The sequence below is a fragment of the Granulicatella sp. zg-ZJ genome, assembly GCF_010892355.1.
Lineage (GTDB): Bacteria > Bacillota > Bacilli > Lactobacillales > Aerococcaceae > WM01.
Genome location: NZ_WNJY01000017.1, coordinates 1 through 24,629, shown reverse-complemented (window position 1 = coordinate 24,629; position 24,629 = coordinate 1). Strand labels below are relative to the sequence as shown.

Annotated in this window: 26 protein-coding genes; 4 read left to right on the top strand and 22 right to left on the bottom strand. The window is 32.9% G+C overall.

The window, feature by feature from the left end; genetic code table 11:
- Positions 1-39: 39 nt before the first annotated feature.
- From GMA11_RS05865 to GMA11_RS05800, 14 genes are all read right to left on the bottom strand, one after another.
- Positions 40-780: a GntR family transcriptional regulator gene (locus GMA11_RS05865; protein WP_163546293.1), complete on the bottom strand. Its 741-nt coding sequence runs from the start codon at positions 778-780 to the stop codon at positions 40-42.
- Positions 781-800: 20 nt separating this feature from the next.
- The gene (locus GMA11_RS05860; protein WP_205422907.1) at positions 801-1,562 is read right to left on the bottom strand and encodes a nucleoside phosphorylase; all 762 of its coding nucleotides are present in this window, start codon (positions 1,560-1,562) and stop codon (positions 801-803) included.
- A 22-nt stretch (positions 1,563-1,584) separates the two neighbouring features.
- On the bottom strand, positions 1,585-2,166 hold the full coding sequence (locus GMA11_RS05855) for a YitT family protein (protein ID WP_255466014.1): 582 nt from the start codon (positions 2,164-2,166) through the stop codon (positions 1,585-1,587).
- Between the two features lie 3 nt (positions 2,167-2,169).
- Positions 2,170-3,093, bottom strand: a complete 924-nt coding sequence (locus GMA11_RS05850; RefSeq protein ID WP_163546290.1) for an ABC transporter permease — start codon at positions 3,091-3,093, stop codon at positions 2,170-2,172.
- A complete protein-coding gene (locus GMA11_RS05845) occupies positions 3,090-4,145 on the bottom strand; it encodes an ABC transporter permease (protein ID WP_163546289.1) in 1,056 nt (351 codons plus the stop codon). The genes GMA11_RS05850 and GMA11_RS05845 overlap by 4 nt, the downstream gene beginning before the upstream one ends.
- Positions 4,142-5,650 carry an ABC transporter ATP-binding protein gene (locus GMA11_RS05840; protein WP_163546288.1) on the bottom strand — a complete coding sequence of 503 codons (1,509 nt, stop codon included), beginning with the start codon at positions 5,648-5,650 and terminating at the stop codon, positions 4,142-4,144. The genes GMA11_RS05845 and GMA11_RS05840 overlap by 4 nt, the downstream gene beginning before the upstream one ends.
- A gap of 30 nt (positions 5,651-5,680) precedes the next feature.
- The gene (locus tag GMA11_RS05835) at positions 5,681-6,775 is read right to left on the bottom strand and encodes a BMP family protein (protein ID WP_163546287.1); all 1,095 of its coding nucleotides are present in this window, start codon (positions 6,773-6,775) and stop codon (positions 5,681-5,683) included.
- A 353-nt stretch (positions 6,776-7,128) separates the two neighbouring features.
- Positions 7,129-7,413 (bottom strand): BMC domain-containing protein, encoded by a 285-nt coding sequence (pduA, locus tag GMA11_RS05830; RefSeq protein WP_205422906.1) that lies wholly within the window; start codon positions 7,411-7,413, stop codon positions 7,129-7,131.
- 264 nt (positions 7,414-7,677) lie between these two features.
- Complete coding sequence (gene lepB / locus GMA11_RS05825) at positions 7,678-8,346, bottom strand: signal peptidase I (protein ID WP_163546286.1); 669 nt, start codon at positions 8,344-8,346, stop codon at positions 7,678-7,680.
- A gap of 8 nt (positions 8,347-8,354) precedes the next feature.
- Positions 8,355-9,842 (bottom strand): S41 family peptidase, encoded by a 1,488-nt coding sequence (locus GMA11_RS05820; protein WP_163546285.1) that lies wholly within the window; start codon positions 9,840-9,842, stop codon positions 8,355-8,357.
- Positions 9,843-9,850: 8 nt separating this feature from the next.
- Positions 9,851-10,558, bottom strand: a complete 708-nt coding sequence (gene deoD, locus GMA11_RS05815; protein ID WP_163546284.1) for a purine-nucleoside phosphorylase — start codon at positions 10,556-10,558, stop codon at positions 9,851-9,853.
- Positions 10,559-10,575: 17 nt separating this feature from the next.
- The gene (locus GMA11_RS05810; protein ID WP_163546283.1) at positions 10,576-10,803 is read right to left on the bottom strand and encodes a YozE family protein; all 228 of its coding nucleotides are present in this window, start codon (positions 10,801-10,803) and stop codon (positions 10,576-10,578) included.
- A gap of 1 nt (position 10,804) precedes the next feature.
- On the bottom strand, positions 10,805-11,434 hold the full coding sequence (locus tag GMA11_RS05805) for a YpmS family protein (protein WP_163546282.1): 630 nt from the start codon (positions 11,432-11,434) through the stop codon (positions 10,805-10,807).
- Positions 11,427-12,269 (bottom strand): DegV family protein, encoded by an 843-nt coding sequence (locus tag GMA11_RS05800; RefSeq protein ID WP_163546281.1) that lies wholly within the window; start codon positions 12,267-12,269, stop codon positions 11,427-11,429. The genes GMA11_RS05805 and GMA11_RS05800 overlap by 8 nt, the downstream gene beginning before the upstream one ends.
- 135 nt (positions 12,270-12,404) lie before the next feature.
- Between GMA11_RS05800 and GMA11_RS05795 the strand changes: the two genes are divergently transcribed.
- Positions 12,405-13,037, top strand: coding sequence for a hemolysin III family protein (locus GMA11_RS05795; RefSeq protein ID WP_163546280.1), 633 nt, complete (start codon positions 12,405-12,407; stop codon positions 13,035-13,037).
- Positions 13,038-13,088: 51 nt separating this feature from the next.
- Here GMA11_RS05795 and GMA11_RS05790 read toward each other — a convergent pair whose 3' ends face one another.
- The 5 genes from GMA11_RS05790 to pyrF form a co-directional block, all read right to left on the bottom strand.
- Positions 13,089-14,234, bottom strand: coding sequence for a hypothetical protein (locus tag GMA11_RS05790; RefSeq protein ID WP_163546279.1), 1,146 nt, complete (start codon positions 14,232-14,234; stop codon positions 13,089-13,091).
- 27 nt (positions 14,235-14,261) lie between these two features.
- Entirely contained in the window at positions 14,262-15,080 is an 819-nt protein-coding gene (nadE, locus tag GMA11_RS05785; protein ID WP_163546278.1) for an ammonia-dependent NAD(+) synthetase, read from the bottom strand.
- The gene (locus tag GMA11_RS05780) at positions 15,080-16,552 is read right to left on the bottom strand and encodes a nicotinate phosphoribosyltransferase (RefSeq protein WP_205422905.1); all 1,473 of its coding nucleotides are present in this window, start codon (positions 16,550-16,552) and stop codon (positions 15,080-15,082) included. The genes nadE and GMA11_RS05780 overlap by 1 nt, the downstream gene beginning before the upstream one ends.
- A 175-nt stretch (positions 16,553-16,727) precedes the next feature.
- Entirely contained in the window at positions 16,728-17,354 is a 627-nt protein-coding gene (pyrE, locus tag GMA11_RS05775; protein ID WP_163546277.1) for an orotate phosphoribosyltransferase, read from the bottom strand.
- Entirely contained in the window at positions 17,347-18,039 is a 693-nt protein-coding gene (gene pyrF / locus GMA11_RS05770; protein WP_163546276.1) for an orotidine-5'-phosphate decarboxylase, read from the bottom strand. The genes pyrE and pyrF overlap by 8 nt, the downstream gene beginning before the upstream one ends.
- Before the next feature lie 284 nt (positions 18,040-18,323).
- Between pyrF and rpmB the strand changes: the two genes are divergently transcribed.
- Positions 18,324-18,512 carry a 50S ribosomal protein L28 gene (rpmB, locus tag GMA11_RS05765; RefSeq protein WP_163546275.1) on the top strand — a complete coding sequence of 63 codons (189 nt, stop codon included), beginning with the start codon at positions 18,324-18,326 and terminating at the stop codon, positions 18,510-18,512.
- Between the two features lie 138 nt (positions 18,513-18,650).
- Here the strand turns inward: rpmB and GMA11_RS05760 are convergent, their stop codons facing one another.
- The 3 genes from GMA11_RS05760 to GMA11_RS05750 are packed head-to-tail and all read right to left on the bottom strand — an operon-like array spanning position 18,651 to position 23,141.
- Positions 18,651-20,696 (bottom strand): PBP1A family penicillin-binding protein, encoded by a 2,046-nt coding sequence (locus tag GMA11_RS05760; protein ID WP_163546274.1) that lies wholly within the window; start codon positions 20,694-20,696, stop codon positions 18,651-18,653.
- A gap of 21 nt (positions 20,697-20,717) precedes the next feature.
- Complete coding sequence (locus GMA11_RS05755; protein WP_163546273.1) at positions 20,718-21,914, bottom strand: CCA tRNA nucleotidyltransferase; 1,197 nt, start codon at positions 21,912-21,914, stop codon at positions 20,718-20,720.
- A gap of 9 nt (positions 21,915-21,923) precedes the next feature.
- The gene (locus tag GMA11_RS05750; RefSeq protein WP_163546272.1) at positions 21,924-23,141 is read right to left on the bottom strand and encodes a tetratricopeptide repeat protein; all 1,218 of its coding nucleotides are present in this window, start codon (positions 23,139-23,141) and stop codon (positions 21,924-21,926) included.
- Between the two features lie 147 nt (positions 23,142-23,288).
- Between GMA11_RS05750 and GMA11_RS05745 the strand changes: the two genes are divergently transcribed.
- Positions 23,289-23,810 (top strand): excalibur calcium-binding domain-containing protein, encoded by a 522-nt coding sequence (locus tag GMA11_RS05745; protein ID WP_163546271.1) that lies wholly within the window; start codon positions 23,289-23,291, stop codon positions 23,808-23,810.
- A gap of 435 nt (positions 23,811-24,245) precedes the next feature.
- Positions 24,246-24,566, top strand: coding sequence for a hypothetical protein (locus tag GMA11_RS05740; RefSeq protein ID WP_163546270.1), 321 nt, complete (start codon positions 24,246-24,248; stop codon positions 24,564-24,566).
- Positions 24,567-24,629 lie beyond the last annotated feature (63 nt).

Genomic DNA, 24,629 nt, shown 5'->3' with positions numbered 1-24,629 from the left:
AATATAATAAAATCAAAATTCAATCTTTTTAAAAGAATATTATCTTTTAGAATGAATATAAAAATTATATTCAGACGGTACACAATATGATTTTGTATAAACAGTCGGTATGCCCATTTCTGTATACATTACTTCATAAAAACAACACAATGAACTGCCTTCTGTAATCTCTAATCGTTTTGCGATACGACTTCTAACATCAATAACACGCAAATCAACATAAGACTCATTTGTCTTTTGGGCAATATAATTAAAAATGAACGTTTGCATGTCATCATAATTATTTAATGATATATTTTCATGTTGTAAAATATCATACGGTAAAAATATATCCATGCAACTGATTTTCTTATCATCGACACAATAAATCAATTCAAAGAGAACAACTAACTTTTCATTATCAATACGCAAAGTTTCACTAATAATTTTAGTTGCAGGTTGATAAGAAATATTTGTCAGTGTCCATTTTCCTTTTTCTCTCGAAAAGCGATCACAAATAACGGTCTTTTTTTCTAAACCTTCTGATGTTTTAGCAATTTTTTCTGTGACATAATTACCCGAGCCATGTTTATTAATGATAAGTCCGTCCTCTTGAAAAAGAAGTAACGCTTGTCGTAAAGTACCTCGGCTAATGTTTAACATTTTAGCCAATTCGTTTTCATTTGGGAGTTTATCTCCTGGTAAATAATGCCCATCTGCCATCAAACTATATAATGTTTCATAAGCACTGACATATAAAGGGACTTTTGATTTAGATACTTCTGTTTGTTCTTTTACCATAATATAAACTCCTGTATTTTTTATTTTTGTTGCGAATCTGCCTTAATGACTTCTTTCATTGCTTCAATAGCAGTTAAGATAGCACGCTCTTCTAAATCACCAGGATATGTTTTTGCATCTGAACTATAATTTTTATAATTAGTCGCAGAAACAAGTACTGTTGCGGAACGACAACCTTCTATTGTTCCTGTCACAGAAAATAATGTTGCACTTTCCATTTCTGTACTTGTTGCACCACTTCGCTCATAAGCATTCCATTTATTAATTAACTCATAGCTAACTGGTTTTGTTTCAGGCTCTGTTTGTGTGTAGAAAGAATCTTTTGTAATAGACGGTGCAATATTATATTCATACCCCAACTTAATTGCTGCCTTTTCAAGTTCTTTCAATAAATAATAGTCCGGAACAGCTGGAAACTCAACTGGTGTGTAATGTAGACTTGTTCCTTCCATTTTAACACATCCATTAGGAATAACAACATCCCCCCTCTTCACTTTTGGAGAAACAGAAGCACATGTCCCTATACGTATAAATGTTTTAACACCCAATTTAGCCAATTCTTCAACTGTAATGGCTGTTGATGGGCCTCCCATACCTGTTGATGTAACGGTTACTTTTACACCGTCTAAATATCCAGAATATGTTGTATGCTCTCTATTTTGTGCAACTTTTTCGCTGTTTTCAAGATATTTTGATATTTTTAATGCACGTTCTGGAGAACCAGGTAAAAAAGCGTACTCTCCTACATCTCCTTTTTTTAATGCAATATGTAACATTTTCATGTTTTCATCCATTATCATAACCTCACTTTTTCTTTATATATTTCATTGTTTGATTCATTATTGGTCCAGTCGTTACCATGCCTATAATTGTTCCGATTCCAATATTGCTTCCTAATAAAAACCCTAATCCTACTAAAATCATATCTAAAATAATTCTAGCAATTTTTATTGGCACATGGCATTTATTTTTAATAATAATCATAAAAGCATCGACTGTTCCTTCACCTAAATTAGATGATACATATAAGCCTAACCCCATTGAAAATAGCACACAAGCTACTATCAAAAGTATCCACTGTATACTCCAATGAGTTGCTTCAAGTGGTAATTTCATAAACATATCAATAAATATGCCAACACATACCCCGTTTATCACTGTCCCTATTCCTATGCGGCTTTTATCTAAAGCAAACACAACAATCAATAACGATAACATAATTAGTTGAGAAGCAGTTCCCACACTAATGTTTACTGTTAAAGAAACGCCATTAGTAAAAGTAGTTAACGGATTAGCTCCTAGCCCAGATTTTAGAAAAAGCGCTATTCCTAAACTCATCACCAATAGTCCAGTGATTAGGTATATATATTGTCTAGTTTTACTCAATCTTTAGTCCACCAACTTTCCAAGTCCCTCTGGAGCTGTTGGTGTTTTTGATTTTAATCCAACGACTAACAATACAAATAATGTCGTCATATATGGTAAAAGCGATATTAAATGCGTTGGAATACTTGCATCAACTAATTTAAAACGCACTGCTTGCGCTGTTGAGAAAATAAAACTTGCACCTAGTGAGCCTAGTGGATGCCATCCACCAAAAATATTTGCCGCTAATCCCATAAATCCTCTTCCGGCAACCATATCTGTTACAAATAAATTATTTTGTGAAATAGATAAGAAAGAACCGGCAAGACCTGCAATCATCCCACTTATCATCAACGCAATATAGCGATAACGATTTACAGAAATACCTGCTGTTTGTACTGCATAAGGATTTTCTCCCATTGCTCGTAAACGTAGACCAACTTTTGTTTTATACATGATAATATATGTCGCTGCGACAATGATAACCATAAAGTACAAATATGGACTTTGATCTAAGAACAAACGGTTTATAAACGGAATATCACTCAAAATAGGAATAGTAACTGTTGGAACAGTTTGAACAGTTGTTGATAATCCTTCTGCATCCCATATCATTTTTAATAATACAGCCGTTACACCACTTCCTAGAAAATTAAAACCAACACCTACAACTGATTGTTGGGCACGGTAACGTAAAACAAATACACCATACAATAATCCCATCAATCCACCAATTACAATAGAGGCTATGACACCTATCCAAGGATTATTTGTTAAATATACGCCTAATACACCAAAGAAAGAACCAAATAACATCAATCCTTCTACACCAAGTAAAATAACACCACTACGTTCCGCAATAGTTCCACACAAAGCACCTAATACAATGGGAATAGATAGTTGAATAGCAAGATACAAAATATCGAGTACAAATGTGACATGATTCATTTTTTAATCATCTCCTTTCTTTTCGATACAAAACTAATAATTTTAGGTGCTGAAATGAATAAAATAACCAAACCTTGAATAACCACTATAATACTACTTGAAACAGCTGTTTCACGGCTCATTCTCAAAGCACCATTATCCATAATACCAAATAAGAAAGCTGATAAAATAACACCAAGAGGATTATTTTTCCCTAAAACAGCAACTGCAATTCCTGTAAAGCCAAACGAAGGAGAAAATCCTTCAATGAAACGATACTGCTTTCCTAACACTTCGGTAATACCTGCTAAAGAAGCGATACTTCCACTAAGTGCCATAGCAAAAATCATAGTTGCTTTACTATTTATTCCTGCTGCTTGTGCAGCTGATTTATTAGAACCTACAGCACGAATTTTATAACCAATACTTGTTTTCCATAATAAAATATAAATAGCTGCTACAACAATTAAAGCAATAAATAAAGCACTTGTTAGTTGTGTTCTTGGTAACAATTTTGGTAATTGAAATGATTCAGCAATCATTTCTGTTTGTGCCACAGTACCAGGCGCTTTTAAAGGACCGTTTGCTAAAAATGATGTAAAATGTTTAACGATATAATTCAACATAATCGCAACAATTACTTCGTTTATTTGAAATACAGCTTTAAAAACACCTGAAATAGCACCGATCAATGCTCCTGCTAAAATACCAGAGATAAAAATAATTGGTAAAGCAATGAACGGGCTCATATTTGGCATGGCTAAAGCAACGATAACAGATACCATAGCAGCAAAAGTTAATTGCCCTTCTGCCCCAATATTAAAAACACCACTTCTAAAACCTACAGCAACAGCTAAACCTGTAAAAATGAGCGGAATAGTTTTACTTACTGTATTGGCAATATCACGAGGGCTACCTAATGCTCCTGCTAGCAATGATTGATAAACTTTAACAGGATTTTCTCCCATAACAGCAATAACAATAGCACCAATGACTAATGCCACAACAATCGCAAATAAAGATACTGATAAGTCATACCATATCGAATATTTCATAAATGTTTTTTTAGTCATGATGATTCACCTACTTTCTTATTTCCTGCCATAAGATTTCCAATATGCTCTTGATCAAATGCATCACGCGTTAAAATATCTTGGAATTCTCCCTCAAACATCACACCTATACGGTCACTTAAATTCATGACTTCTGTCAATTCAGCCGAAATGAGTAAAATCGCTTTTCCTTCATCACGTAGTTTTAATAATGTTTCATGAATAAACTCAATAGCACCAACATCTAATCCACGAGTTGGTTGACAAGCCACTACTAATTTAGGATGTCTACTCGTTTCTCTGGCAACAACAACTTTTTGCTGATTTCCACCAGATAATGTTTTAATTGGTACAGATGCATTTGGTAAACGAATATCAAATTTTTCGATCAATTCGTTGCTATACTTATACAATTCTTTTTCTTGGATAACTCCATTTTTCACAAACGGCTCACTATCTTGAAAACCTAATAGAATATTTTCTAAAACAGAAAAATCTGGTAAAATAGCACGTTTAAAGCGATCTGATGGAATATATCCAATCCCTAATTTTTTCCGTGAAGCCGGATTTAATTGACCAATATCTTGTTGATGAAACATCACTTGATTTTCTGATGATTTAATCAATCCGACAATTGACTCTTCTAATTGAAGTTGTCCATTTCCTTCAACACCTGCTACACCAAAAATTTCACCTGCTCGAATAGAAAATGACACTGTTTTATTCGTATGAGATAATAGTGGTAACGCATTCACTTCTAACACGACATCACCTTGTATCTCTTGTTCAACCGACTGAATAATCGTGACATCGCGTCCCACCATAGCATTCGCTAATTTTTCCGTATTTGTACTATTTTTATCAATAGACGTGATGACTTTACCACGTCTTATAACCGTAATTGTATCGGCTACTTCCATAATCTCATTAAGTTTATGTGTGATAAAAATAATTGTTTTTCCTTTTTCTTTTAATGAACGAATCATATCGAATAATTCTAATACTTCTTGTGGGGTCAATACAGCAGACGGTTCATCTAATATTACAGTATCAGCACCTCGGTATAATGTTTTTAATATTTCTACCCTTTGCTTCATACCGATAGATAAATTCGCAACTTTTTCATTCAAATCTAATTGGAAACCATATTTTTCAACTAATGCACTGACTTCCTTATAAGATTGCTCTTTATCAATAAAAAAGTTACCGACTTCTTTTCCTAAAATAATATTTTCCAAAGCAGTCATTTGTTCTACCAACATAAAATGTTGATGTACCATTCCGACACCATATCTATAGGCATCCTCTGGATTGTGAATGACAGCTTTTTGTCCATTGATATAAATCTCACCTTGATCAGCTTTATGTAATCCAAATAAAACATTCATCAATGTTGATTTCCCTGAACCATTTTCTCCTAAAATACTATGGACTGTATTTTCTTCAACTTTTAAAGTAATATTGTCATTTGCCAATACTCCGGGAAACTGTTTTGTAATGTTTCTTAATTCAATAGCATAAGCCATTTTATTTCCTCCTTTACACGAGAGGTTCTGTTATTTTCCTAATTGATGACTCTCAACAAAACTGTCTACTTTATCTAATGCAGTAGGCACTTCAATTGAACCATCAATAATTTTTTTCTTAATGTCATCAACTGTTTTCACAATATCTTCAGATACTTTGATATTACTTTTATCTAATGTAATACCAACACCTTCTTGTTTCAAACCAAGTGTATTAATACCAGGTTTATAAGCATTTTCTACAACACTTTTAATCACTTCATAAGACGCTTGATTTGCTAATTTCAACATACTTGCCATAATATAGTCTGGTTTAATTTTATTTTGATTTGAGTTAACTCCCATGCTAAGAAATCCTTTTTCTTCAGCTGCTTGGAATAATCCCATACCTGATGCACCTGCTGCATGGAAAACAATATCTGCATTTTTACTGTGCATTGTTTCTGCGATAACTTTTGCTGTAGATGGATCATTGAAGCTACCTGCATAATCAACTAATACAGTTAAGTCTTTATCAACATATCTTGCACCTGCTGTATATCCTGCTGCAAATTTATTGATAAGAGGACTTTCAACACCACCAATAAAACCAATTACTTTTTCTTTATTCAACATATTAAGAGTACCTTCTTTTTTTACAAGCGCTGCCAATGCACCTAATAAGAAAGTACCTTCTTCTTCACGTGATACATAACAAGAAACATTTGGTAAATCCACTTGAGCATCAATTAAAGCAAATTTTTGTTCTGGATAATTTTTAGCAACCACTTTTATAGCGTCAACTTGTTCAAATCCTACAGCAATAACAAGTTGATATTTACCAGAACTTGCCATTTCATCTAATGTAATTTCTTGGTCAGAAACAGATTTTGGTTCTACATAATCAAACTCAACGCCTAAGTCATCTTTAGCACGTTTTACACCTTCAAATACTAAATCATTGAACGACTCTCCCCCTAATCCAGCAGTCGTAAATACAACGCCTACTCGTACAGATGATTTTTCATTTTTATCAGACATCATTTTTGTATCCGTTTTCTCACTTGATTGTGAAGAACACGCTGCTAATACCACAACCAATAATGCAATTACCACTTTATAGACCATTTTTAAAGATTTTGACATAATTATTCTCCTCTAAGTTTTTTATTATCCAATGAAATCACATTGTTTAGATACATAACAATATAGTGCCTCCTCTCATTTTCTCTCAATGTCATTACTCGGATAATTTGTCTAACAAAATATAAAATTGGTTGAACAACTTTATAAAGTGATAGTACCACTAGTGACAAAGGATGTCAACACATTTCTGATAACGCATACAAAAAATATCAAAAAGAAACAATTTATATAAAATACGAGATAATATAGCACAAAAAAGTGCTAATGCTTTTTTTACATTAACACCAATCAATAAATGAAAAATCCCTCAATACCTTAACGGTATTGAGGGAAAAACCAAAGGTTAATTTAGATTAGTTTTCAGTTGATTTTTTTGGTAAAATCACTTCAACTTCTGAATGTGGACGTGGGATTACGTGAACAGATACTAATTCCCCAACGTTTTCAGCAGCTGCAGCACCTGCATCAGTTGCAGCTTTAACAGCACCTACATCACCACGAACCATAACTGTTACTAATCCAGCACCGATTTGTTCTTTGCCGACTAGTGTCACATTAGCAGCTTTAACCATAGCATCTGCTGCTTCAATTGCTCCGACTAAACCTTTTGTTTCTACCATACCTAATGCATCTTTCATTTTGATACCCTCCAATTTCTTTCTACTTATTCATTATATATAATTTTTCTTAATAAATCTAGTAGTTCCTCTTTAGAAATATTTTCTACAACACAAATATTTTGTATATTTTATCATAAATAATATAAATATATAAAAATTATTCAAAGAAAACCTTTTCAGATACACTAAAAGCCCTTGCCATCAACATACTGCATAAGTTGATTGCAAGGGCTTTTGAACGTTTATTTAACTAAAGATTGACCTTTAATCAGTTTTTTATAATTATTTTAACGGACCAATTTTATCTAGTGGCATAAATCTGAAAATCGCCGTGCCTTCTAATAAATTAGCATTTGCTAAACCAAACTCATCTCCGTCTTTAGAATTTAAACGATTATCTCCTAAAACAAAATAATGATTTTCTGGAATGACGTATTTTCCTTGTTCATTTTGTACGAGAGTCGTATTTTCTTCCGGTAAGGTCGAGTTTGTTAATTTAACACTATCTAATATTTGTTTCAAGGTTCTATTTGGCTCTAGTGTTTGACCTTCTCCTAAAGATTGTCTTAAATTCGCTAGATATGGTTCATCATAAGGTTTTCCATTAATATATAAAGTATCGTTTTTATATTCTACTTCATCTCCGGGTAATCCAATAACACGTTTAATATAAACTTTACGTTGCCCATTTTCCATAGCACCGTCAGGAGCTTTTAATGTGACAATATCAAAACGTTTTGGTTTTCCTAATTTATATACAACAACTGTTTGACCGGTTTCTAAAGTCGGTGACATGGAATGCCCTACAATACTCATAGACGTAATCACATACGCTTTCAATACCATCGCCAACGCCAATGCCCCTAAAATATACAACACAAATAGGATATTTTCTTTTAGTCTATTTGCTGATTTTTTCTTTTTCTTTCTTAAAACAACTTCTTCAGACATAATTCCTCCTATTTTTCATTTAATAATTCTACAGCTTTTTGTAGTTGTGTATCGTTTTGTATAATTTTCTCGCGTAATGTTTTTAGCAGTGCTCTTGTTGTATCACCAGAAACAACACCTGTTTCTTCTAATTGAGCAGATTTTTGGAACTGTTTCACTGCTTGCACAGTTTCCTCATCGTATGTACCCGTCAAATGAGCACCATAATCTAATGCACGTAATAATTTTTGTATATTTAACACACTATCAGAAGATTCGCCAGACTGATGTATATCATCTGGATTGATAAACGACAATTTACTATATTCTGGTAAAGCAACTTCATAATCTGGTTTAATACCTGCTTTATGTACCCAAGTACCATTAGGTGTTAACCATTTTGAATACGTGATTTTAATACCTGTTTCTGCTGATAATTGTTGAACTGTTTGAGCAGTTCCTTTCCCAAAACTTGTTTCACCAACTAATTTTGCACGTCCTAAATCAGATAACGCTCCCGCAAAAATTTCTGATGCGCTAGCACTACCTTTATCAATCAAGATTGTAATAGGTTCTGTTACTTTGAAACTACCTAAAGATTCACTAGAGAATACTTTTTGAATACCTTCTGCTTTATTTTCCATTTCAAAGATAACTTTATTTGGTTCTACAAACATATTCACAATTTTTTGAACAGAGTCTAATAAACCTCCAGGATTTGAACGAACATCTATAACAAACGATGTTACACCCTTTGTTCTTAAATCTTTTACTGCTTCAACAAGTTCATCATACGTCGTTTTGGCAAAAGATGAAATGCGGACAATACCGACGTTTTGATTGGTTTTGTCTAATTCATGTTTGACTGTCGTTAATGAAATTTTATCGCGAACCACAGATACTGTATACTCACTATTACCACGTTTCATTTTCAGCGTCACAGATGTTCCTTTTTTACCACGAATTAAAGTCACAACTTCTGAAATAGATTTCCCTACAATGTTTTCTCCATTGACTTCGACAAATAAATCATTTGTTTGTAGACCTGCTTTTGCTGCTGGAGATTCTCCATAAGGACTGACCACACGAATATACTCACCTACTTGTTCTACTTCGACACCAATACCTTCTAATGTGCTGTCTGTTGCTTGCATCAATGCAGAGAATTCTTTCTCATTCAAATATGTTGTATATGTATCTTCTGCACCTGAAACAAAACCACTTAATGCCCCATCAATCAATTTTTGGTCATCTAAATCACCCATATAGGCGTTTTTCAATAATGTATAACTTTTAGATAGTCCTTCAATCAATTTTGGCGGTAAATTTGATGTACTCGATAACATGTGTGTTTGTAATTGTGCACTAGCAATCATTGCTGCACACGTAATGCCAACAGAACCTAAAACTGTTACCAATAAAATCATAATGAATTTTGAAACAGATAAATGAATGGTACCTTTTTTCTTTTCATGACCTGTTTGTATTTCTTTTTCTTCTAAAAATTCTTCTTCCATGGTTCACACTACTTTACTACTGTTTCTAATGCAATTTCCATCATTGCTGTAAATGTTTGCTCACGTTCTTGTGCTGTTGTTTCTTCTCCTGTAATTAAATGGTCACTAATTGTTACCATTGCTAATGTTTGTACATGATGTTGAGCACCTAAAGCATATAAACCTGCTGCTTCCATTTCAACAGCTAATACACCATAATCAGCTAATTTTTTTGTATTTAATTCTGCATTGTAAAAACGGTCTGAAGACAAAATATTTCCGACGTGAATATTATGATGTCCTAAACGTTCTGCTGTATGGTATGCTTTGTCTAATAAAGCAAAGTTTGATAACGCCGCAAAAGATACTTGATTTTCAAAAATATGATTTAAAATACCTGAATCTGTCGTTGCACCTTGTGCAAATACAATATCACGTACTTTTACATCAAGATTCATACCACCTGCTGAACCAATACGAATCAATGTTTTTACACCATACTGTGTAATCAACTCATTCGCATAAATCATCATAGACGGAATACCCATTCCGGTTCCTTGAACAGATACACGTGTTCCTTTATAAGTACCTGTATAGCCAAACATATTACGAATTGTATTGTATTGTACCACATCTTCTAAAAATGTTTCGGCAATAAATTTTGCACGTAACGGATCTCCTGGTAATAATACGATGTCTGCGATATCTCCTGGTTTTGCTGCAATATGTATACTCATTCTTTTTTCCTTCTTTCTTAAATCATTTGATTTCGTTGCATATAAGTTTCCCATAATTCATCAAATATAGTTAAATAGTTACTATATAAATCTGTTAATTCAACATAATTCACAATAGTGTCATAATCTTCAGCATGCTTTGGAAATCCAATATCGTTTGATACGACATTGGCAAAGGCTGTTTGTTTATCTTTTTTATATGGATCTGCGTACGTTAACATAAACTGATAAAACGAACGATACATGCTACTCTCCTTTATGCTGTTGTAATAAATGCCAAATGGTTTCATTCGGTACACTCACATCAAAGATATACTCATCTTTTTCAATATCAAAAGCTTTCACTTTCACAACGACACCATTTTTCCATTCTTTCGATGCCAATTCAATATATAACACATGATTTTTCGCATCTACTGAAAGAATATCTTTTGCCTGTTGTCCAATAATACCTAAAACAACATTTAAAGGCATATTTAATTGTCCTACTCTAATAGTATCAACTTTTACTTGTAAATTACCATTTTCTGTTGGATAAGGCATACCCACTAATTCAAAAGTAGTCTGAATACCTAAAATAGAAACTTTTCCAGTGATGTGCATTTTATCATCAAGTGTCAATACATATTCATTTTGTTGATTTCCTGATACAAATGATGAAAAAATCGTTTCTACTTCTGCTTTATTTAACGATAATGTTGTTTGAATTTTACTATTAGAAGCAGCGACTCCTGTTTTTTCTCTAACGACCATATCTGCTGGTTTAGAGATAGCATAAAACAAAAATGCAACAACTAGTAGATTGACACATGCCAGAGATAAAAAGGCATATTTCCATCCACGTTTTTGTAACTGTTTATCTATCTTTTTAGTCATGATAATACATCATGGCAAAAGCACCTTCTCCAGTATGAATACATACAGTTGGAACAGTAAATCCTATATGTAATACTTGTTCTTGGAACATGGATTTTAATTTGTCGATTTGCTCATGAAGAAATTCTGTCAAACAAACGTATGATAAAGAGCATTCCTTAACCGTTAATGTTTCCAATTTTGGATATACTTGTTCATCTAAAAATTTTTGAATAGATTTTGAACCTCTGCCTTTTTGCATTGGTGTTAATACACCATCTTTAAATTCAAAAATCACTTTAACATTTAATAAATTAGACAACAAACCTTTGGCACGACTAACACGTCCTCCTCTGACTAAATTATCTAACGAAAACACACTAATATATAATGTTGTTTTTTCTTTAACATCTTTAATTTTTTCTAAAATCTCTTCTTTAGAAGCACCTGCTTGTGCCAATTTTGCAGCCTCAATAACTTGATAAGCTTGGCCTCTATCTGCAAATTCACTATCAATCACTGTAACATGATTTTTAGACAAGTCTCCTGCTTGTTGAGCCGCACTTGCTGTACCGCTCAACGATGACGCTACATGAATAGAGATAATTTCTGTACCGTCTTCAAAACTATCGTATACATCTAAAAATGTACCAATAGATGGTTGGCTTGTTTTAGGTAATTCTTTTGCTTCCTTTAACACTTGATAAAATGTTTCTTTAGCAATTTTTTCATCACTGTCTATATACGACACACCGTCTACTAACACATTTAGATTTACAATGTGTACATCATACACCTTTATTTCTTCATCTGTTAAATTAGCAATTGAATCTGTTACAATTTTAATTTTTGACATGAAGTCACCTCATCGATTGTATTTTGTTTCTTTATTATTGAAATTGCTTTATAATAAATGATATGTTTCATTATAACAAATTTCATTTAAAAGTTCTATGTAAAATACTTTTATCTTCATATAGGAGGAACGTTTATGCACAAAATGGAAACAAAAACACTTATTGCTGAAATTTTCAATGCTACTACTCATGGAATTGGCACACTTTTAGGTATCATAGGACTTATTTTTTTAATTGTAAAAGGGATACATATCAGTACATTAAACATTATTTCCTATACTATTTACGGTGTAACACTTATTTTACTCTTTTTATTTTCAACTTTATACCATAGCCTTTCATTTACAAAAGCAAAAAAAATCATGCGTGTTTTTGATCACTCTGCCATTTATTTACTGATTGCAGGCTCTTATACACCTTATTGTTTATTAGCTGTCAAAGGTACACAAGGATGGTTGATGTGTTTCATCATTTGGATAATTGCCCTTATCGGTATTATTGTAAAATGCTTTAACATCGGTAAAAATGTTCTATTATCTTCTATCTTATACTTAGGTATGGGGTGGCTCTCACTTTTACTCATTGTTCCCTTATATCAAGCAATTGGATTTAATGGTATTTTACTTCTTGTATTAGGTGGTATCAGTTACTCAATCGGTACTATTTTTTACAATATGAAAAAAATCGAATTTATGCATGTTATTTGGCATCTATTTGTGATGTTAGGTGCAGGATTTATGTACTTTTCAATTTTTCTATACGTTTAATCGAAATCCCCTACGCAAACCAGCTAAGCGGTTTGCGTAGGGGATTTAACGTTATTTTTTTGTGTATTCTACAAAATCAGAAGATCTTAAACTTACTTTAGCAGACTCTAAATCTTCAAATGTATCATATAGACTGTATTTATTGTTGCTTAAATCGGCTAAGATAAGCTGATTATCAGAAACGGATACTTTAACTGTATATCCATATACTTTATAATATGTTTTTGTATCAGAACCTTTTGTTTCTGTAATTTTATAAATATTGACCACATTCATTGTATCTGTTGAATTATAGTTTGAAGTTGAGTATTTAAAGAATGTTGTTGCTCTTTCAAGTACAAATTCTTTTTTCTTTTCATAACTACTTTCAGGTACATTTTTATTTTCAGCTTTTGCGTAATCATCAATCTTATCAATAAGTGTATTTAAATTCGTAATATCGGTAACTTCTTTTAAACCTTCAACCGTTACAGTCGTTTCATCTGTACCATTTGTTACAACTTTACCTTCTTTTTTCATTCCAGTAATATAGTAATCATTTATTTTAAATGTTAATTTATCACCATTTGAGAAAGATTTATTTTTACTAGATACAAGCGTTACTTTATCTTGATTGTACTCTAAAGAACCGAAACCATTATAACCAGTTACATTTATTTTACTATCTTTGACAACATCTTCTGCACTTACTTTTTGAACATCTTTCAATCCAGACACAACAAATTCTTTTTTCTCAGGTCGAATTGGTGCATTTTTATCTGTTGCACTAATTGTAAACATGACTTTATCGCCATTTTTCAATTCTTTTGTTTTGTCAAATTTATAAGAGATACTTGATAAAACACTTTGTATCTCTAAATATTTTTTCCCATTTGAAAAAATATTAGATAATACTTTTGTAATATCCCCTTGTAATGTGTTATCAATATCTGCTTGTGAAGCACCATATTTTTTCAAAACAGCAGCTTCCACTTTTTGACGAATTTCTTTTTCATTATAGCTTAACGTTCCACTTCCATCATAACCAGAAAACTCCGGTTTGACATCATTTATCACACTAATTGGTCCAGATAATACAGTTGTCATGATAATCAAACATACAATGACAATCCCTGAAATAATGCCTACTTTTTTCTTATTTGACATCACATACGTTTTTATTTTTTCTACTATATTATTTGTATTATTATTTTCCATAATTTTTCCCACCCAATAAAATATATTTTAATTATCAAAAACCGTTAATGGCATTTGACGTTTGTGTTGACTACGTATATACCAGTATTCAATTTTTTCAGCAGCTTCTTCAGAAATGGTTTTTCCTTCTAAATAATCATCAATATCTTCGTATGTAACACCTAAAGCAACTTCATCTGGAAGTAATGGTTTATCTTCTTCTAAATCTGCTGTGGGTATTTTTAAATATAAAGCTTCATCTGCTTGTAAATATTGCAATAGTTGTCTTCCTTGGCGTTTATTTAATCGCCACAACGGCATAATATCTGCTCCACCATCTCCAAATTTTGTATAAAAACCTGTAACTGCTTCTGCTGCATGATCTGTACCAACTACAACGCCATGCGTAGCACCAGCAATTCCATATTGCACAATCATACGTTGTCTTGCTTTAATATTACCTTTATTAAAATCACTAATCACGACACCCGATATTTCTAAACTTGCTTGTGTAGCATCGACAGCATCTTTAATATTAACTGTCATCACTTTATCTGGACAAATAAATGCTAATGCTTTTTGTGCATCATCTTCATCGGCTTGTATGCCATAAGGTAATCTCACAGCAATAAACTGGTATGTATTATCTCCAGTTTCTCGTCTTAATTCCTCGACAGCCAACTGTGATAATCTTCCTGCTAGTGTGGAATCTTGCCCACCACTAATCCCTAATACTAATGTTTTTAATGAAGGATTTTTCAATAAATAACGCTTTAAAAAATCAACACTACGCCTTATCTCATCGTGAGCCTCTATTATCGGATTGACTTTTAATGTTTCAATAATATTTTGTTGTAATGGACGCATTAGTTCACCTCCTTTACTTGTTTTTTGACACGTTTTTTTATCTCTTCGATACTGGTCATCTTTTGTTCATACAATGTTGTAGATAAATCGACTGGATATTTTTCTGGATTTAAAATACGACGGTATTCGTCCCATAAATGATTAAGCGATTGTTCTGCATATTGTTTAACACTTTCTAAAGTAGGTAAATCAATCACTAATTGACCATCAACGAATACATCATGAAGCAATGGACGTGCTGTAAAATCTTTAACCGTTTTATTGATATAAGTATGTACAGGATGAAACATGTACAATTCTTCTAATAAGTCTGGTCTTTCATGCCATAATGCAATATAATCTCCTTCAGATTTTCCATCGCTATTACGTGTAATTCTCCAGACTTGTTTTCTACCTGGCGTTGACACTTTTTCAGCATTGCTTGAAATTTTCATTGTATCTACCATATTGCCATTCTCATCTTCAATACTAACCAATTTATACACAACACCTAAAGCTGGCTGATCATACGCTGTAATTAAACGTGTTCCAACACCCCATGAATTGATTTTTGCACCTTGCATTTTTAAGTTTAAAATCGTTCTTTCATCTAAATCATTCGATGCAATAATTTTAGCATTTGGAAATCCTGCTTCATCTAATTGTTCACGAATTTTTTTAGAGGTATACGCCATATCTCCACTGTCAATTCGAACACCTAAAAAGTTGATACGATCTCCCATTTCTTTTGCTACTTTGATAGCATTTGGTACACCTGAACGTAATGTATCGTATGTATCTACTAAAAAAACAACATCTTTATGTGTCTGAGCATAAGCTTTAAATGCATCATAATCATTTCGATATGCTTGTACAAGTGCATGAGCATGCGTTCCCGTAATTGGAATACCAAAAATTTTACCTGCTCTAATGTTACTTGTCGAATCAAATCCACCTATATAAGCTGCTCTTGTTCCCCAAATTGCTGCATCCATTTCTTGTGCACGACGTGTTCCAAATTCTGAAATAGTATCATCTTTTCCACAAACTGTACGTATTCGAGATGCTTTTGTGGCAATGAGTGTTTGAAAATTCAAAATATTTAATAAGGCTGTTTCAATTAGCTGACACGTTGCTAAACTTCCTTCAACTTGTACCAATGGTTCATTGGCAAACATAATTTCACCCTCATGAGGTGCACGAATTGTTGCATTAAATTTAAACGCTTTTAAATAGTCTAAAAATTCTTCAGAATACTGTCCTTGCTCTCTTAAATATGCAATATCAGTATCTGAAAAATGTAACCCTTGAATATATTGAACCAATCGTTCTAACCCAGCAAATACTGCATATTCACTTGAAAAAGGTGCTTTTCTAAAATACGCTTCAAAAACTGCACGTTTATCTGCAATTCCTTCTAACCAATATGTTTGCATCATGTTAATTTGATACAAATCTGTGTGTAACGCTAAACTATCATCTTGATATATCATGAATATGACCTCTTTGCTTTCTTATTGTGCTACATAAATTGTAGAACATCTTTCATTATTATCCATTATACAAAAATAAGCTTTATAAATCAAAGGGAGGAATGTTCTAAAAACACAAAAAATAAACAGAAAAAGCAAAAACAACATATCATCATATTGCTTTTGCTTACTAACTTTACGCTTGTATCCATTCATTATTTTGAGGATTTTTTTGGAATTTCTTTAACTGTTTTTCTTGTTGAGAGGTAATCATGCCTTGTTCTAAAGCAAGTTGCATCAATGTGTTAAAATCACTTAACACACGGTATGACACACCTGATGCACTAAATTGCTCTTGTGATAAGTGCATATTATAGCTAAAAATAGCAATAACAGCAATGACTTCTATACCTGCTTCCTTTAATGCATCTACAACTTTTAGCACACTTTTCCCCGTTGAAATTAAATCTTCAACGACAATCACTTTACTGTGTTCTTTCGAAAATCCTTCAATTTGATTTTGTCTACCATGGTCTTTTTTACTACTTCTTACATAACCTAATGGTTTATTTGTTGCATCTGCTAATATACTTGCCATTGGAATACCAGCTGTCGCTGTACCAATAATTGCATCATAGTCATATTCTTTTAAAATATTTAAAAATGCTTGTTTAATAGTTTCTCTTTCTTTTGGAAAAGCCAATACTTTTCGATTATCACAATAAATAGGGGATTGAATACCACTTGCCCACGTAAATGGTTTTTCTACCGATAGAAAAACTGCCTGTGTATCCAATAGTATTTGTGCTATATCTTTACTCATGATCACAATCTCCTTTAATTTGTTTATATGTTTGATAAGGATTTTCACTTGTTGTAATAGCACGACCGACAACAATATAATCAGAGCCTTTTTCTTTGGCATATTGTGGTGTTGCGATACGTTTTTGGTCATTTTTTTGTGTTGTTAACAGTGCAATACCCGGTGTGACACATAAAAAATCAGTACCACATACTTCATGAATTTTTTCCACTTCATGAACACTACATACTACCCCGTCCATACCTGCTTCTTTAGCATTTTTAGCATAGTGTAAGGCTGTTTTTTCTAGTCCTTGATTTAATAATAATTCATCTGTGACAACCTTATCATCTAAAGACGTTAAGACTGTTACAGCAATGCACAATATATTCGGATTGATTTCTTTGACTGCTTGAACAGCTTTTTTCATCATGTCAATACCACCACCGGCATGTACATTGATCATATCAACAGGCAAGGCTGCTAATTGTTTCATTGCGTGATACACGGTATTTGGAATATCATGTAATTTTAAATCTAAAAAAATTTTATGCCCTCTTTCTTTAATTGGTGTTAACAAACTTGCTCCAAAGCGGTACATTGCCTCCATACCAATTTTTACATAAATAGGTTCTTGAAACATATCTAACATTGAGGCTAATTCCTCTTGTGTTGATACATCAAATGCAACAATTACTTCTGTCATTTTTTTCGGCTCCTTTTTATTATTGAAAAACCAAAATGCCTTGATACTGTTTATCAAGGCAAATGCAACAATCCATTCATTCTTTTTTGCCTTGATCGTCTCTCGGACGATATTAAAGGTTTTTCTTTTGCAAATTCTAGCATAATTAAACTATAATTACAAATAAAAAGAGCAAAAATTATTGTTTTCTATTTGCATTTTTTTTCGATATATGCTAAATTATTGGAGTATGTGAATGTAAGTTTGATACTCTTCACAGTTAAACAGACAAAGGAGGTAAGACAATGGCTAAACAATGTTTCGTTACTGGACGTAAAAGTCAAACAGGTAACTCACGTTCTCATGCGATGAACGCTTCACGTCGTACTTGGAAAGCTAACTTACAAAAAGTTCGCATTTTAGTAGATGGTAAACCTAAAAAAGTTTGGGTTTCAGCTCGTGCATTAAAATCTGGAAAAGTTGAACGTGTTTAATCACACAGCAAAACGCATTGTCTTACAATGCGTTTTTTCTTTTTAGTAGCAAAAAAAGCTCTCCACCAACACGATTTATTATAGAGCCGAAAATAAACGTCATACCTTGACACCTTCAGATGTCGAGGTATGACGTTTTTATTTTTTCCCATTGAAAAAATCAATAACACCATTCCATAAATTTTCAGCACCTTTTTTCAATGTTTCTCCCAAATCTTTCACACCACTTAACCAATCTTGTTTTTTCTGTTCTTGTTCTGCTTGCTTTTCAGATTGGATAGATGTTGTTTCAAAAGATGTTTTTGGTGAAACAGCAATGATATTATTCACAGCAACATTAAAAAATGGGTGAATGCTATTTTGATAGTCAATACTTAAATGATGTGTATCATCTGTCTTATCAAATCCCATCCACGAAGTAAACACAAAATCAGGTGTATAAGCAACAGCCCACTGATCTTGTACGCCTTTATCGGCAAACTCAGTTGTGCCTGTTTTACCTGCTATTTGTAACCCAGCTGGTAATCGTACTTGACCTGTCCCCTCACTTGTATAAACACCTAACATCATACGTGTCATATCTGTAGCAATTTTCTCACTCATCACACGCTGGCTATCGGTATGCGTTTTATTCACAATTACCGCTCCGGTCGCATCAACAATACGTCGAATAAAATAAGCATCTTGTCGAACACCTTTATTAGCAAAAGCTGTATATGCACTTGTTAAAGCAAGAGGAGTTACTCCTTTTGTCATTCCACCTAAAGCAATACCCAGATAATGATCTGCCTTTTCTGTTTCGATACCAAATTGATACAATTTATCAATTCCTTTTTTTAGACCAATTTTATCCAATAGCCAAACAGCACTAGTGTTTTTACTCAAGGCTAATGCTTGATACATCGGTAATGTACCTACTGTTTGATGATCCCAGTTTTTAGGCGTGTAGTTATCTGTTCCATATGATAATTCTTCATCAATCATCATCGATTCTGGTGTATATCCATTTTCTAAAGCTGGTGTATACACTACTAAAGGCTTTAATGTTGAACCCGGTTGACGATACATCTGTGTCGCACGTGAAAATCCTTGATACACATAATTTCCCCGTCCCCCAATCAACGCCATAACACCGCCTGTTGTTGGGTCAGCTAAAATCGAAGCACTTTGAACAAGTGTGCCATCATCTGCATTTGGAAATAACTCTCCTCTTGCATACGCATTGTCTAATTGATCTTGATATGTCTGATCTAATGTCGTGTATATTTTATAACCTTTCGTTAAAATATCTTCCTCATCTAAGCCATACTTTTCTTTTGCCTCACGAATAACCGCATCAAAAAAATAAGGATATTTATAAGATGTTGCCGTTTCATAGGCATCTTTTAATACAATCGGTTCTTGAGAAACTGTATCTAAAATGTCCTTTGAAATCTTGTCATTATCAGCCATTAACTGCAATACTGTATTTCGTCTATTTTTTGCTTGATCTTCATGATCAATCGGATTGTAGTATCCCGGACCTTTTAACATCCCCGCAATGACTGCTGCTTCTGAAACACTAATATCTTTTGCCGACTTTCCAAAATATTTTTTCGAGGCATCTTCAACTCCCCAGACTCCATGTCCAAAATAAGCGTGGTTTAAATACATCGTTAAAATTTCATCTTTGGTATAGTGTCTTTCGATTTCCAAAGCCAAAAAAATTTCTTGAGCTTTTCTTAAAAACGTTTGTTGTTGCGTTAAATATGAATTTTTTGCTAATTGTTGTGTTAAAGTACTGCCACCACCAGTTAGCTTAAACCCATGTGTGACAAAACCTACCAAAGAACGCGCAATACCCATATAATCTATGCCTTGATGATCATAAAAACGTTTATCCTCAGTTGAAATAACGGCATTAACAATATTCTCAGAAATTTGTTCTAAAGGAACATATGTCCCTTTTTGACTAAACAATTCCCCCGCTTCTTGATCGTGTAAATCATATACTTTTGTCGTTTGTTCCAACCCGGCTTTTAACGCTTTTACATCTGTTGTACGTGCTAAAAACAAAAGATAACTACTAAAAACAAAACTGATACAAAGCATGATAAATACTGCCCATTTTATCACATGATACTTTTTCAAAAAAGCATTGATAGATTGCACACGTTGTTTCAATACTTGACTATTTATTTTCATAAGCACCTCACACTCATGTCTTTACTCACGATTTTCTTTCACAAAACGTGTTAGTTCCTCTTTATTATTTTCCAACACACTATGCAATACATTCACACGTATTTTCTCAATCAATTCTCCTAAATATTTTCCACCCGTTTCTTGTTGTAACAATGCCATAATTTCTTTACCGTTTAACGCTAAATCTTTTACAGTTTTTATAGGTAAAGCATCATACAAGTCTGCCACCTCTGTTTTTTCTGATGTCAAACATAATAAATATGCCAATGTTTCTCCTTGAACAGACAATCTTTTCCCGATTTGGAACAAATCATCAACCGTCCAATCTCTTTCTTTTCTAAAAAACAAAATACGTAACAAAATGCTCACATCATCAATTAGTTGATTGGATAATTTCCAACTTTTTAATACTTGTTTAGCATCTGTATCTTTGATACCCATATAGTATAATAAAATTGTCCAATACATAGCATCCGTCTCAAGTACGAATACATCATTTCCCAATCTTTGTAACGCATCTTTATGTTCAGCAAATTCTGGACAATATCTATATAACCCTGTTTTAAGAAATATATCAATCCCATTCTTTTTAAACGAAGACATCATCAATTTTTCCCATTCCACTTGAATACGTTCCACGGCTATTTTCTTTAATAGATGTGCATTTTTTTCAATACCCTCTTGCGTTTTATCATCAATCTCAAATCCTAGTTGCCCAGCAAAACGCACGGCTCTCATCATACGTAACGCATCTTCATGAAACCGTTCATGTGCACATCCCACGGCACGAATACACTGATGATGTAAATCAACTTGCCCGTTATGAAAATCATACAAATGACCTCGTCTATCCATTGCCAATGCATTGATTGTAAAATCACGTCGTTTTAAATCTTCCTCAAGAGAACGTACAAATTCTACCTTATCTGGTCGTCTAAAATCTTGGTACGTTGACTCCGTACGAAACGTCGTCACTTCATAAGTGTTGTCGTTAAATAACACCATTACTGTTCCGTGTTCAATACCAACATCTACTGTCTTTTTAAAAATATGTTTCACTTCTTGTGGAAAAGCACTCGTGGCAATATCCACATCAGAAATATCCTTTCCTAATAAAGCATCTCTCACACAACCGCCGACAAAATACGCTTCAAAACCCGCTTTTTCGATTTGCTCAAGAACAGGTAATGCTTGTTGAAATAAATGGTGTTTTAACATATAATCTCCTTAATATATTTCCCACAAAGGATCTAATTGCTTAATTTTAGCAATCATCTGTTTTGCCTTATCTCGCTGACCAATTTCACGTAAATATAATGCATACTCTTGTAAAAAAGTAATCTCTTCTTGATAGATTGGATAGGCGTACTCATAATATTTTTGTGCCTTATCATCATCTTCTAGCTTACCGTAAGCATAGGCTAGTAACCAATACAACTCACTATCTTCCTCATCTGTCAATAATGGTTCCACATACGCTACAAGCTCTTCATAATCTTCCAACTCTTTTAGACGATGTGCATATAATAATTGTACTTGAATATCATCTGGTACATATACAATCGCTTCTTTTAAAACGTCAATATCTTTTTCAATCTGATATAATTGTATGTATAACGCTGCTTGATAAGGATTTTCTTTCAACGCTTTTCTTAATAACGCTTTTGCTTTATCAAACTGTTTTAATTTTGTATACACATCTGCCATATAATAATGTGCTGATAAATAGTCTGGATCTCTCACTAATAAAGCATCAAACCATTTTAATGCCCGCTCATATTCTTCTAGCTGATAATACGATAATGCCAACTCAAATAACGATTCTGAATGATGATTTGTCATATCTATTTTTTCTAAATACGAAATTGCTTCTTCAAATTCTCCTAAAGCAATCAATGACTTACTTGCTTTATAATAAATATCCACCATATCATACTCATCTTCTTGTTGTAGTACCACTTCATAGTGTTGTAACGCTTTTTGGTGTTCTCCCATAAATTGATACAAGGTTGCCAATGCTAAATCAATAATTGGTTCATTTGGCATCATATCTTTTGCCAATTCTAATTTATACTGTGCAACCTCATACACACCTTGAATTTGATAAATCTCAGCAATCATTAACAAAGCATTAACATACAATGGTGACTGCTCAGGTATCATCAATAACTGCTCCAGTGCTTCATCTAAAGCATCTATCTCCACTTTTAATTCGGCTAACAATAATAACCAATCTTCACTTTCCCAAAGTTGATAGGCATGCTCACAATTTTCGATTGCATGTTCCACAAACCCTAGTTGTGCAAAAGAAACAATAACATCATACGCATCACTTTCTTCATTATCACTCATAGCTTGTAATACTGATTTTTGAAATAATTGTACTGTTAGTTCCATTTGGTTATCTTGTATAGAGTTTAATGCTTTATATCCTAATTCATTCATGTCATCTACCTCATTTTATATAGATATCATGTTTATTCTATCATATTCAACATGAAAAATCGTCTATTTTACATTTGCAAGTAATGTTTAAAAGTTGTATCATAAAGAACAAGTAAGCGGTATCTTTATCATATTAGGAGAGATTTTATGGGACGAAAAATAATCTTTGCGGCTATTCTTTCATACTGCTTAGTATGTTCAGGTTGCGATAACACAACAAAAACAGAAAAGACAATAGAAAAGACATCTGAAATAAATACGACAATATCAACATCAACAACACATCGCACAACCACGACTACTTCCAAAACAACAACACAAATGACAACGACTACACAAAGTACTACGCATCATGCGAGCGATACAGAAAATACTGAATCAAATACACCACATCATACAAAAGAAAACAAAACGAAACAAAACATATCAAATAATATACAACCCTCTCAAAATACGAACAGTGGACAAACAAATATTGTGCCTCCTCAAACCGAAGAAACTCAAGAAGTTCAAGAAGAAACACAAACTAATGTTTATTATCGTAATTGCAAAGATGTATGTGAAGCAGGAAAAGCTCCCATTTACGCAGGACAACCCGGATATGCTAAACATTTAGATAGAGATGGCGACGGCATCGGCTGTGAAATCTGTCCCAAAAAACGCCGTTAATCATTTATCTTTCTCCTAACCGAGCAAGACTGAGCATAACATAAAGAACCGACACAAATACATGTATCGGTTTTTTATTATTGTTACTCATCAAATAAACTAGTAGATGAAACATATTAGTCTATCTTGTTGAATGAAACATTGACTAAGTATTCCAAACTCAATATAATATACATACAACATAATATTATAATAACATGAAAAGGAGATAGGATTATGACTACATCAAGAAAAGCGTTATACAATAAAAGAAAGAAACAGAAACCTTTTTATAAAAGTAAATAGTTTATTATTGTTTGCGCACTTGTTATTATTGGAGGAATTGGTTCACAATTAGCAAAAGATAAGCAAAAAGATACTTCTAGCAAAACAGAAACAGTACAAAAAGATAATCAAAAAGACACCACAAAAGTAGAAAATACAACGACAACAACTATGGCTGCTAAAAAATCATATAAAATAGGTGATACCATTACATTTGAAGGTGTTGCTGAAATCACCATAAAAAGTGCAGAATTTACGGATCAACGTAATCAATTTGATAAATCAAATCCTGAACGTGTTTTAAAAGTAATATATGACGTCAAAAACCTATCAGATAAAGATTATTTAGTAAGTAGTGAACTATCTCTATATGTAGGTAGTAAAAAAATGGAGTCTTATCCAAATGAAAATACTATTCAAAATATATCGGCTCTTCGTCAAATTGTGTTGGTGGAGAGAAATAGTGAGTATGTTGGTAGTGAATGGCATTAACCATTCACTACCTTTTTCACATTCTTTTTCTGCCACTGAGAATGGTGTTGTATGATTAAAATA